10 protein-coding genes are annotated in these 12,320 nt (G+C 48.5%); 3 read left to right on the forward strand and 7 right to left on the reverse strand.

Going from position 1 to position 12,320, the window contains the following annotated elements; genetic code table 11:
* Positions 1-145: 145 nt before the first annotated feature.
* The gene (locus ABVS15_RS00485) at positions 146-1,093 is read right to left on the reverse strand and encodes an NAD(P)-dependent oxidoreductase (protein ID WP_369281843.1); all 948 of its coding nucleotides are present in this window, start codon (positions 1,091-1,093) and stop codon (positions 146-148) included.
* A 253-nt stretch (positions 1,094-1,346) separates the two neighbouring features.
* Here ABVS15_RS00485 and ABVS15_RS00490 point away from each other — a divergent pair, with 253 nt between their 5' ends.
* The 3 genes from ABVS15_RS00490 (at position 1,347) to ABVS15_RS00500 (ending at position 5,122) form a co-directional block, all read left to right on the forward strand.
* Positions 1,347-2,234 (forward strand): LysR family transcriptional regulator, encoded by an 888-nt coding sequence (locus tag ABVS15_RS00490; RefSeq protein WP_369281844.1) that lies wholly within the window; start codon positions 1,347-1,349, stop codon positions 2,232-2,234.
* A 497-nt stretch (positions 2,235-2,731) separates the two neighbouring features.
* Positions 2,732-4,066: an SLC13 family permease gene (locus tag ABVS15_RS00495; RefSeq protein ID WP_369281845.1), complete on the forward strand. Its 1,335-nt coding sequence runs from the start codon at positions 2,732-2,734 to the stop codon at positions 4,064-4,066.
* Positions 4,067-4,177: 111 nt separating this feature from the next.
* A complete protein-coding gene (locus ABVS15_RS00500) occupies positions 4,178-5,122 on the forward strand; it encodes an AEC family transporter (RefSeq protein ID WP_369281846.1) in 945 nt (314 codons plus the stop codon).
* A 364-nt stretch (positions 5,123-5,486) separates the two neighbouring features.
* Here the strand turns inward: ABVS15_RS00500 and ABVS15_RS00505 are convergent, their stop codons facing one another.
* The 6 genes from ABVS15_RS00505 to ABVS15_RS00530 all read right to left on the reverse strand — a co-directional run bounded on the left by ABVS15_RS00505 (position 5,487) and on the right by ABVS15_RS00530 (position 12,178).
* Positions 5,487-6,302 carry an MBL fold metallo-hydrolase gene (locus ABVS15_RS00505; RefSeq protein WP_369281847.1) on the reverse strand — a complete coding sequence of 272 codons (816 nt, stop codon included), beginning with the start codon at positions 6,300-6,302 and terminating at the stop codon, positions 5,487-5,489.
* 190 nt (positions 6,303-6,492) lie between these two features.
* Positions 6,493-8,598, reverse strand: coding sequence for an ATP-dependent helicase (locus tag ABVS15_RS00510; RefSeq protein WP_369281848.1), 2,106 nt, complete (start codon positions 8,596-8,598; stop codon positions 6,493-6,495).
* A 1-nt stretch (position 8,599) separates the two neighbouring features.
* Positions 8,600-9,502, reverse strand: coding sequence for a TIGR01212 family radical SAM protein (locus ABVS15_RS00515; RefSeq protein WP_369281849.1), 903 nt, complete (start codon positions 9,500-9,502; stop codon positions 8,600-8,602).
* 146 nt (positions 9,503-9,648) lie between these two features.
* On the reverse strand, positions 9,649-10,143 hold the full coding sequence (locus tag ABVS15_RS00520) for a peptide-methionine (S)-S-oxide reductase (protein ID WP_369281850.1): 495 nt from the start codon (positions 10,141-10,143) through the stop codon (positions 9,649-9,651).
* A 62-nt stretch (positions 10,144-10,205) separates the two neighbouring features.
* Positions 10,206-10,565, reverse strand: coding sequence for a VOC family protein (locus ABVS15_RS00525; protein ID WP_369281851.1), 360 nt, complete (start codon positions 10,563-10,565; stop codon positions 10,206-10,208).
* An 86-nt stretch (positions 10,566-10,651) separates the two neighbouring features.
* On the reverse strand, positions 10,652-12,178 hold the full coding sequence (locus ABVS15_RS00530; protein WP_369281852.1) for an oligosaccharide flippase family protein: 1,527 nt from the start codon (positions 12,176-12,178) through the stop codon (positions 10,652-10,654).
* Positions 12,179-12,320: the final 142 nt, after the last annotated feature.

A 12,320-nucleotide genomic window follows, 5' to 3' on the forward strand; every position in this document is an offset into this window, starting at 1 on the left:
TCGTAATACCTCCCTCATTTGTCGGTGTGTCCACAGAGGACACAGTCCATTTCCTATCCCCTATATCTTTTTATACAAGCAGAACAGCTTGCTGAAATAGGTGCGATTTCACCTGCCGAAAGGAACGCAGGCGGGATACGGAGAATCAATTGGCTTGCCAGTGAAAGAACTCCGTCATTTTCTCGCAGATCAGCACGCCGATGGCATCCTGCGCCTCATAGGTCCTCGCCCCTATGTGCGGGCTGACCAGATAGTTACCGCCGACATCAAACAGAGGGGAATGCAGTGTGTCGCCACCGCTCAGGTCGGCCATTTCCGCCTTGATGACATCCACACCGACGCCACCCAGCTTCCCAGACTTTAATCCTTCAGCGGCAGCGGTTTCATCCAGAACCCCGCCGCGGCTCATGTTGACGATGATGGCGCCGTCCTTCATCTTGGCAATCTCCTGATAGGAAAACAGGTTGTTTGTCTCCGGCGTCAGGGGCAGATGGATGGTGATAATATCTGCCTGACGCAGGAAGTCGTCCATCTCCAGCTTTACCGCGCCGCTCTGCTCGCACTGCTCCGCGGTCAGATACGGGTCGTATGCCAGAATGCGCATGCCGATGACGCGCGCAATCTCGGCCAGTCTGCGCCCAATACGGCCGTAGCCGCACAGCCCCAGCGACCGCCCCTTCAGCTCATGGCCGGTAAAGTGATACTTCTCCCAAATGCGATCCTCAGCCACTTCGTGGTGCGCGGCAATTACTTTGCGGCTTAAATCCAGTATTTTGGAAAGTGCCAGCTCCGCAACGGCGTTTGCACTGGCCCCGGGAGCATTTACCACGGCCACCCCTTTTTCCCGCGCATAATCCATGTCAATGTGTGCGGTGCCAACGCTGCAAACGGCAATCAACTTCAAATCCTTTGCTGCGTCCAGCAATTCCTTGTCAATTTCGGGGATAACGCGCATTACCAGCACTTCTACACCGTCCAGATGCTCTTTGAGATATTCCACACCTGGCATAACGATTGTCTCAACCTCTGCTCCGTGCTGCTCCAGTGTGTCTGCAATGATGCCTGGCACATCATCAATAATCAGGGCTTTCATTGGTATTCCTCCTTATTTTTTGAGACACCTGTCTCGTTAGAAATACAAAATTCAACGCAACTGCCGCGGTGCGCTTTCCACCGTCCGGTTGGTACCGGATGCGTGTCTTACGTGAGGTCGGGTATAGGAAATAATCACGAATAAGTTGTTCTTGCATGATAAATACAGACGCTCTATAATGAACCAAGCCAAGCGGACAAAGGGGCCAAGATGCGCAGTCGCCTTGCCCTTGAAAAAGTGAGGGGATATTGATATGAACCTTCTACATCTGCAGTATTTCAAAATTCTGGCGGAGAAAGAACATCTGCTGGCCAGTGCAAAGACAATCCACATCTCTCCGCCGGCACTTAGCTCCAGCATCTCAAAATTGGAACAGGAATTGGGAGTTCAGCTGTTTGACCACGTGGGGCGCAATATCAAGCTGAATGGGAACGGTCAGATTCTTTATCGCCATGTATGCCGGATATTTGCCGAGGTTGATGCCATCAACCAAGCCTTTTCAAAAGAGATGAGACAGAAACCGGATACCATCAACGTGGCTGTGATAGCCCCCACGACTTGGGCCGAAGTGACGGAAATGTTTATTAATGCACATCCGGGAATTATTGTAAACCAAAATGCACTTCAAGTTGAATACCTACAAAACCCCGCGATTTTAGAGCAATACGACCTGATTATAACGGACATGAATGAGTTCCCGTTGAAATCTTGGGAGCATGAATTTATAGTGGAAGATCCTCCCATGATCTTAGTTTCAAAAAATCATTCCTTAGCAAACCGAGAGATGGTCCTGATGAGGGATCTGAAGAATGAGCCGTTTGTTGCTCTTTCCAAGACATTTGCACCCCGCCGCTTTTTCGACGCTGCGTGCAGTCAGGCGGGTATTATCCCGAATATCATGGCTGAAACCGACTATCAGCTGCGCACCAGTCTGGTAGAATCCGGCGCGGGTATCGCATTCAGCAGCACACTGGCGGCCAAAGCCGTGCGCAGCACCTCCATTAAAGCGATTCGCGTCGGCTATCCGCCGAATCCCAAAATGCAGACCGTTTTTTGGAGGCCGGGAAAAGCACTTTTGCCCGCTGCGCAGGCATTTCGAGATTACCTAGTGGCCTATTACCACCACAGCAACGCCACCTGATTGCGGCGCTGCTTTGGGCACTTGCAAATTCAGAGTAGCACGTTTGCAAAATTGCGTCTATTTCAAAACCGCCACTGTATTATTAAGCGGAAGGTTAATAATTAAGAGGGGTTTTCTATGTAAGGTGCCAGCTTGGAACTGCCGGTTTTTTAGTGCTTCCAGTTATTTGTGCCGGATTTTGGGTTCTATAAAAAGCGCCGTTTTTTTCTATGCGACAAGAAATTTGATTCTTTTAAAAATTTGTCTGATTTGCTCTTGATTGTTAAGTTGCAACAAAAGTGAACACAAAAAAGCCGGATGATTTCCACAAAATCATCCGGCTTTTTTGTTGTGTTATGCTAAATTTTTACAACACATATGAAGAATTGACTGATTTGACAATAAATCAAACGCTATGTTACAGTCCAAGCGTCGACAAACTTCCTGTGCAGGAACTCCTACGTGCTCCACATGTATACTATTCCAAATTGGTTGGAAATGAAGGAAGGAGAGAACAAATGAGTTCTAGTACGATTGCAATTATTATTATTGTTTTGGCAATTATTTCTTTTGTTTTTGAAAAAATACCACTGGCAATGACTGCTATGATTGCATCTTTGGCGATGGGAATCTGCATTCCCGAAATAAACCTCTCGGATGTTTACTCCGGTTTCGGCAGCACCACCGTAATGATGGTTGCAGGCATGTGTATCGTTGGCAACGCATTATTTGAAACCGGCATGGCCAATAAAATCGGACATGCTATCGGAAACAGCAGGTTGGCAAAGAACGAGCGTACATTTACAATGGTTATCGTAGTTTGCTGTACAATTATGTCTGCGTTTTTGTCTAATTCGGGAACTATTGCCATGTGGATGCCTCTGATTGCTGCTGTTTCTGCAAAATCCAATGGCTTAATCCGCTCTAAAATGGTTATTATGGCAGCCGGAATTGCCGCAGCAATCGGGGGAGCCGGAACCCTTGTGGGCTCCGGTTCCCAGCAAATCGCAAGCTCGGTTCTCATGGGGTATGAAGGGTACGAGTCTGGTCTTGGCCTTTTTGATGAAACGCTTGTAATGGTGCCTCTTTGCCTCATTATGGTTGTATATTTTGGAACGGTGGGCTATACTCTTACTAAGAAAGTTCTCAAACCCGAGAGCAGCGACTTTGACAAGGACAATTACTTTGCCGAAATTTCAAATGCAGCGGTCAACGATACATCCAAAAGCATTCCTGCATGGAAAGGAAGGATGTCAGCCATTACCCTTGTCCTTTGCATTGTAGGCTTTATCATCTCCAGCTTCCCCACCTTTGAATCATATTTGAATGTGGGCATTGTTTCGCTTTTGGGAGCAACCCTTCTGATTACCACGGGTTGTATGCCCCTGAAGAAAACCCTTGCGGAGATGGATTGGAACACATTGATTATTTTGGGCGCGGCGCAAGGCTTTGCCAAAGGCTTGGATATTTCCGGCGGCGGCAAGGTTATCGCGGATGCAATCTTGAACCTGTTTGGAGGACAGAGCGCATCTCCGATTGTCTTAATGGCAGCTGGTATTGTAATTACCACTGTATTGACAAACTTTATGTCCAACAGTGCCTTAGCCGCAATGATGACTCCAATATACATCGAAATTGCGAGAAATCTTGGAATTAGTCCGATTCCTTTTGTAATTGCCATTGGCGCCGTGGCAACCAATCTGGCCTGTGCCACGCCTGTTGGAACACCGTGCATGACGCAAACCATCCCTGCGGGATACAAATATATGGACTATGTTAAAATTGGTGGGCCGCTGTGTGTGATCCTCACGATCGCCGCCATATTCCTGTGCCCAATTTTTTATCCGCTTTAAGTTAATTTCCGCGTCAGAGCTTCCGGTATATCGGAAGCTCTGACCTTTGGCTGCGTTTAAAAAGGGCAACGGTGCAGAATTTTATGTGGATACGAAAAAGGAATTTTAATTATGCTTGATACATTGTTACATGCGACGCAGGGTGTCTTCACAATTGTGATTATGGTCGCCACCGGATGGATATTGACGCACATAGGCTGGATGGGGGAAAATGAAAGCGTCTTCTTTTCAAGGCTGATTCTAAAAATCTCCTTTCCGTGCTATATGCTGTGGAATCTGACATCAAATTTTGACAGGTATGCACTTAGAGAGCTTTCCAGCGGCCTAATTGTACCGTTCACATCTATGTTGGCATCCTATTTTCTTAGTGTCGTTATAAGTAAACTCGCAAAAATATCCATAGAGCATCGCGGTATCTTTCGCAGTATCTTTTTTACATCTAACACGATTTTCATAGGATTACCTGTCAATCTCGCACTGTTTGGTGAAAAAAGCACCCCCTACGCGCTCATTTATTATATAGCAAACACCTGCCTTTTCTGGACACTGGCAAACTATGAAATTAGTAAGGACGGCAATCTCCGGAGCGCGGGAGGGATTTTCTCGCTCCGCACACTCAAGCAGCTCATAAATCCGCCCATATGCGTCTTCGTCTTCACCGTGCTGCTCATTTTGGCAGGCATTCAGCTGCCAAGTTTTATTACCAATAGTTGCCGGTACATTGGAGAATTGACAACCCCGTTGGCAATGTTCTTTATTGGCATTGTTCTGCATTCTATCCCGCTAAAAAAGCTGCGGCTGAATAAGGAACTGGGCATATTGCTTTTTGGCCGGTTTATCATTAGTCCGCTTTTGGTTGTCGCGCTGGAGCGAATTTTTATTCTTCCCCCCTTGATGTCCAAGGTGTTTATTATCCAATCCGCCATGCCTGCTGTTACAAGTACCGGCGCTATCGCGAAGCAATATGGCTCAGACTATGAATATGCCACAATCGCCACGGCAATTACGACTCTGTGCAGCATAATTGTTATTCCTGTTTATATGATCCTGATTTAATTGAAATTATTTATACATTTATTTGACGTATATAGCTCGATGCTTGGTATTGTCAAGAGTTATGCGCAAATTTGTTTGCAGTCGCCGGGGAAAGGAAGTTAGCTGGCAATGGAAGCATCCTCAGCCACCGCCTCCAGATGCCTCATATTCATGTACTTCTTGTTTCCCCACTGAGTACCCGCCACATGGCGCAGGCGAGCACAGACCATCATAAGAAGCTATGCCCCTTATGATGTCTCAGTATGTGAGCCACGTCAATTCCGGATATCATGCTATTTTAAAATGAGGATTTGAATTATCATGATCGGGAGACTATAAACAACATTATACGAAGTTCATATTTGTCGCACAGTCGTTATTGCGCTTATACTCTTTTTAAAATTTCGTAACTCATTGTTCGAAAAACCTCACAGTATTTTCGAAATGCATCCGATCCAATGATATAGATATTAGGCATATAGGCCATTCTTTTTCTGGAATATGCAATGCGTTCCAGACCATTGTCAATGGCTGTATGATTGCTTAAGGCCACATCTACATTTTTTTGGATTGCTGCGTCTTCAAAGTACCTCAAGGAGTTCAGATATTGTTCCACACCGAGCTTTGTCCATGGAGGTGTCGTCCCTCCCCACAAGGCCGCCATATGATGTTCACCGTTTTCTTTGACCGGGAATATGTAACTCAGGCATCCTGGCGTATGACCGGGTGTACTGTAAACGTATATGATTGTATCACCTAATGTTATGGTGTCTCCATCTTTCAGGTAGTGGTCAATGTTATAGTCCTTCCACGTTTCCGGCCTATCAGGCTTGGCGGGGTGTTCCTGCCAATAAATATCGTCAACTTCCGAGAGGTATGTATCTACATGGCATCGTTCAACAAGCCATTTCCCGCACCCCGTATGATCCACATGCCCATGGGTTAAAACCAGCTTTTTTATGGTATCCGGATACCATCCGACCTCTTTAATCGCATTTCTGATGGCATTAAAAGCTTCTTGGGCCGGCCAGATGGCATCTATGACGATCAGACCGTCCCTCGTCTTTAATACAAAGCAGTTTGTTTCTTTTTGGGCAACAATCAGTAAGTCATCAAAAATGAGAGAATGGGTAAAAAAAGACATATCCTCCATTGCTCTGATGGTCTCTTCTGTAACGACCGGTTTATCTAATCGATTCATTTATTATGCACTCCTCTGTACAATTTGTTTTTTATCTTTGTACAGAGGAAAAACGATTCTTGGGTGGCATACCGTCACTCCCTTTTCAAAATATTGATTATCAACTCCTGCGCTTGAACACGTCCTGAACAAACCGCGTAATTAAAAGAACATACACTCTGGCCACAGCTTAATAAATACGTTCCGCAATTTATTGTTGCAGCCCAAGCAGCCCCTTTTCCAGACAGGTGGACAGGATAAAGCGTTTTATCGTTCCATCGGTAAATCGGATTGTGACTGTATCCCCGCCTTTTTCCGCGATCATTCCACGCCCGAATATGTTGTGCACCACGTTTGCACCTTTGATGTAGTCTTTAGAGATCCACTGGATCCTTTGCGCCACTGCTGGCACCGTACTTGCGGCCAGAGGCATCTTCTTCCCCGGTTGCCCTGTTGCTTTGGGCGTCAGCGGCTGGCAGAATTGGTGGATAAACGTACACTCCGGCGTTTTTTCGTAACTCATAAGCAGCAGTTCGTTTTTTGCTCTGGTCGCTGCCACATAGAACAGCCGCCGTTCTTCCTCAAGGGCGGTTTGCTCGTCCTTATCCAAAGCCTGTCCCGGCTTGAACATCACCGAGGGCAGGATGCCGTCAACCGCATCAATGACAGCAACGCGGTCGTATTCCAGACCTTTGCTTGAGTGGATCGTACTGAGGATTAGATTGCTCTTTCTGTCTCCGCCAGCTTCAAACATACTTTTAAGCGCATCCAGCCGCTTTAAAAAGCTTTGGATGTTCTTCTCCCGGGATGCCAGCAGCGAGAGCAGATAGAGCCGCTCGTCGTCGCCGCCATTTTTCAGGAGGTACGCTCCGTATCCCATTTGATAACGCATCCGCTTCAATGCTTCCGCTGCGCTGTCTGTCATTAGGGCAGCAAAATGCGCCCTAAGCTCAATGAGCTTTTCCATTATTCGCTCAGGATTCTTGCCGGTGGGGTTCAGCGCAGCAAAGAGGGACACGTATTTCCCCGCCCGGCACAGCTCCACTGCCTTTTCGGCGTCCGCTCGGCTTATTGGCAGGTTCAGCTTATAATAGACCCGCATGAACGCCTCTGCATCCAGGGGTGAGCGCGCCAGCGTCATAAGGTCGCGGACGCCGGAAACCGTGCGGCTGGTAAAAAAAGTACCGTCTGTCTGGCGGATGCAATAGCTGATGTCGTTCCTGTCCAAAAAATCGATGAACGGCACGGCGCTGTCGTTATTGCGGTACAGCACGGCCAGCTCCCGTTCGGGTTCGCCCTGCGCCATTTTTGCGATGTAGCTGTATTGTGCCGCCCGGCTTATGAGCGTCACTTTTCGCACCGGCGCGCCGGAAGGCCGGCAAGCACGCATATGTTTCTCATGCCGCATGGTATTTCGAGTGATAAATCCGTCTGCTGCCGAGACAATCTCCGGCGTGGAACGGAAGTTCTCCTCCAAAAGCAGCACGGTGCTGTTTGAATACTCCCCCTCAAAGTGCATCAGCGCATCCGGGTACGCCGCGCGGAAACCGTAGATGCTCTGGTCTTCGTCGCCCACCATAAAGAGATTGCCGTCCTTGCCGGCAAGCAGGTGAATGATCCTGTGCTGTATCTTGGACGTATCCTGCGCCTCATCCACGCAAAGATATGGGTATTTTCGCCGATAGGCCTTCAGAATGTCCAGACGGGACTTGAGGATGTTGTAGGCGTAGACCAGTTGGTCGTCATAGTCCATCAGGCGGCGGCGCTTCATTTCGTTGATATATGCATCGTATATGGGGCCAATGTCTGCGCCGTCGAGATCAAGCGCATCTATTTCCTGACGGGTAAGGCACATATTCTTGATATATGTAATCTGCTTCTGAAGCTCTTTTACCTCGCCGTCCACGGGATAGTCGGCGCGCAGTTTCCGGTAGATCTCAGTAAGCAGCTTCCGGTTGTCGTCCAGCAGATCAAAGCCGTCTGCACCCTTGTCTCTTACATACCCGTTGATGATGGAGGCACACACGCCGTTGATCGTGCGAAATTGAAGCCTTGCGGCATATTCATCGCCAAACATGGCGGCAAACCGGTTTTTCATGTCCCCGGCCGCCGAGACGGTATAGGTCATCGTGAGGATGCGCTCCGGGGCCACGCCCACGCAGTACAGCATATATCCCAGCCGCGCCACCAGCGCGGTTGTTTTTCCACTTCCGGGCACGGCAAGCAGCAACACCGCGCCTTCAGTGTGCTGCACCGCCTGTGCCTGCTGCTCGTTGAGTAAGATGTTAAACTGTTTGCAGAATTCTTCGTAATGCACGTTATTTCCTCGTCGGTTGAATTTCTCTTGCGCGGAGTACTTTATTTATGTCCGCCAGGACGCGTTTTTTGTCTCCGCTCCATTTTGGCGCGATCAAATCCCGCTTTGCACCGTCGCCAGTGAGCCGATGGATCACCACGTTTTCCGGCAGCAGGTCCACTGCGTCGGCCACTAACTCGTAGTATTCGTCCGGCTCCAACGTCCGAAACTCGCCCCGGCGGTAGCTTTCCGCCAGCGCCGTCCCCTCAAGGACATGGAGCAGCTGGAGCTTGATTCCATCCGTGAACTGCCCGGCGTATTTGACCGTTGCCAGCATATCAGCGCGGCTTTCCCCCGGAAGGCCGAGAATGACATGGGTGATTCGATGGACGTTCAGCGCCGCCAAGTCCGCCATTGCCTTTTCGTAGACTGCCAGTGGATAGCCCCGATTGATATTCTTTGCGGTTTCCTCGTTTGAGGTCTGCAAGCCCAGTTCCACCCAAAGGGGCTTTTTTAATGCCAGCCGCTTCAGCATCGCCAACGCGTCTTTCCCAAGGCAGTCCGGCCTTGTGGCGATAGACAGTCCCACAATGTCGGGATGCTCCTCTGCTTCGGTATAGATACGCTCCAAGTGCACAATATCGCCGTAGGTGCCGGTGTAGCTTTGAAAGTATGCGATGTACTTAAGGCCCTCGCCTTTGGCGCCGAGTATCTGCTTCGCTTCCTCGATCTGCTGGGAAACCGGAAGCGCAGCGGACGCGGCGAAATCCCCGGAACCGCCCGCCGAGCAAAATATGCAGCCACCCACGCCCACCGTGCCGTCCCGATTGGGGCAGCCCGTCGCGGCGGACAGTGCCAGCTTATAGACCTTGCCGCCAAACAGCCGGCGGCAATAGACGTTTGCGGTGAGATATGTGTGGGACATAAAGAGCCTCCGGGAATTGTAAGGGTAAGGATAAGGATATAGGCATAAACAGAATGGCTTACGCCATTCTGTTTATTATAGCACAAAATAAATTTGAAGTTTGTGTGCCTGAAACAAGTTTAATTCCTTAAACTTGTTGATTTTGCTTATAACATAGATTGTGAATATTTGTGTAACAGCTCTTGAGGAATATGACAGTAGTCATCCGGGCATCTATCTAATCGATCTTGATGTTCCTCTGCACTTTTGACGTAATTGATAAGCGGAAGGACTTCCACTGCAATTTTGTCTCTGTCTGCTCTTCCGGCTATATAATTTTCAGCGTCCTCTAAATGACGAGGGGTTTTGCTGTATACGCCTGTGCGGTATTTTTCCCCCACATCATTGCCTTGCTGATTCACACTGTAAGGATCAATTATTTCAAAGAAATACTCCATAAGTTGAGTGACCGTGACAATTTCAGGGTCAAATTCCGTTTTCACGCATTCAGCATAACCGTCATACGCGCCATCCAGCGTATTTGAAGTGCCGTTTACGCGTCCCGCTTGCGTGCTCACAACACCTTTTAGAGTTTTGATGAATGCCTGTACACCCCATAGGCAGCCACCTGCAAAATAGATTGTTTCAGCCGTAGTGATCACCTGCGTCCCTTCACCAAATACAAATAATCAGATAGCGCTTTTGGTAGAAAACTCAAATTATTTTATTCTTGCTTCGCTAGCTGCACTGTATATCCATCCGGGTCTTTAACAAAATAAAATCGAATCCGTGGATTCGGCGATATCGGCCCCATAGGTGTATACCCGTTTTCCTTTAGTGTACAAATAAGCTGCTCCAAATCGTCGGCTTCAAGGCCGATGGATACTCCGTTCCCCGGATTGCCAATTTTCTTGCCCGCCTCACAGATCAATTCAATTTTAGTCTCGTCTTTCTTGCCCAGCATCACAATTTGATGGTCTGGGCTACCAAATTTTTCAGCAATACCAAGGTTGAGTAGATTCGTATAAAAAAACAGGCTTTTTTCTAAGTCACTTACATAAATGGTTATCCAATTCACTTTCATGATTAACGCTCCTTTTTTACTTGTTAATTATAAATATAATGCGACGTTCAGCCCCTAGTATAGAATATTCATAACTAACTGTCTACCTATTTCAACAGAGAGCGGCACCAGGCAATGTCTTCCCGGGAAACACAGGCAAAAATCCGCAGGGTCAGAATATAGAACAGAATTGTCAGGGCAATCTGCACCAGGAATGAAAAAGGTTCGGGGAACACCGGGAGCAACCGGCTCATCAGCGTTGCAAGCTGAGCGGATGCAATTATACACAGTACTACCTTAAATATATCGAACAATCGGATTTTCAGATCAGAAATATGCACCAGTTTATGAAGGCTCAATGTAAAATTCAGAATTTTGGAGCAATAAACCGTGATGAGATAGCCGGCAATGGCAAACTTGGGCAAAAGCAGGTAAAGCAGTACAACACTGACCAGAGAAGTGATCAAGTTATATTTCATCGTGCTCATGTGCCTGCCCAGGCCTCTGATCATCATATCGGTGATCATGTCCAGGTAAAAGAATGGGGCCAGAACGGCCAGACAACGGATAAAGTATGCGGCATCGGTGCTTTGATAGATTAGCATCCCCAATTCGTGACTAAACCGCAGAAAGATCCACATCATACAGACTGAAAACAAAACCCCAATTCGATATACCCGCCCGATGATATAACTCAGATGCCTAAGGTGGCCCGCAGCCTGACTTTCCGTCAGTTCGGGAAGTACCAGGTCCAGCGCTGTGCTGAGCAGAAAGGCTGGAAAAAGGATCAGCGGCATTGCCATACCCCGGATGATTCCGAACGTGGCAAGAGCTCCGCTTTCGGAGGCACCACCCTTTTTCAGACCGTAGGGGATCAGCAGATGCTCAATTGTGTGAATACTGGATGTAAGATAGGAACTCAAAGCAGTTGGCGCGGCAATATGAAGCAGTCGGCGAAAGAGATGGGGCGTGGAAGCACTGTTTTTCCGGCTTTGGTTTTTGATGGCTTTGCGGTAAAGCACAAACTGTATGAAGCAGGAACCCAATTCACCAAGCACACGACCCAAAGCTGCGGCAGCGCAGGAGTATGTAAGCCCCATGGGCAGACATATGCTCAGAAGCGCGACGCTGGCGGTGACCTCAAGCACCTGCTCGATCAATTGTGCTGCGGCGATATCTGCCGCTTTGCGCACGCCGATGAAATAACCGCTGAAGACCCCGGACAGTGAAGTCAGAGGAAGGCTGAAGGAAAAGATGCGAAGCGGCAGAATGGCCCTGTCATCATTGAGCCAAACTGTCGCAATCCAATTTGCTCCCAGATTCACCAGAATCGTTGCGGCAATACCGAAAGCTGCGGCACAGGCGAGGCACAAGCGTACCGCCTGAATGGCGCCGTTCGGTCGGCGGGCACCCAGCTCCTCGGCCACCAGCCGGGTGGCTGTGAACCGCATCCCGGAGGAGGCAAACGTTGCGGCCAGAAAATAGACCGATAAAGTCAGCTGGAAGAGTCCCAGCCCCTCCGCCCCCAGATTCCTGGCGAGATATGCCTGAAAGGAAAGGGCGACGGTCTGCAATATGACGGAAACGCCGCACAGGAGTATAAAGTTCAGAAACAGAGCTTTTACTTTTCTCAAATCAGCACCACTTTGCCTTTTAATAATCTAGACTATGGACAAAGCGAACGGATTATTCGATGACATTTTCGGCGGTAGCAAGGATGTCTATTCTTAAAAGAGCGGTTGATTGCGGCTCCGCGAAAACGCGTATTGCCCTCCC

Source organism: Oscillibacter sp. GMB15532, assembly GCF_041020825.1.
Classification (GTDB): domain Bacteria; phylum Bacillota; class Clostridia; order Oscillospirales; family Oscillospiraceae; genus Oscillibacter.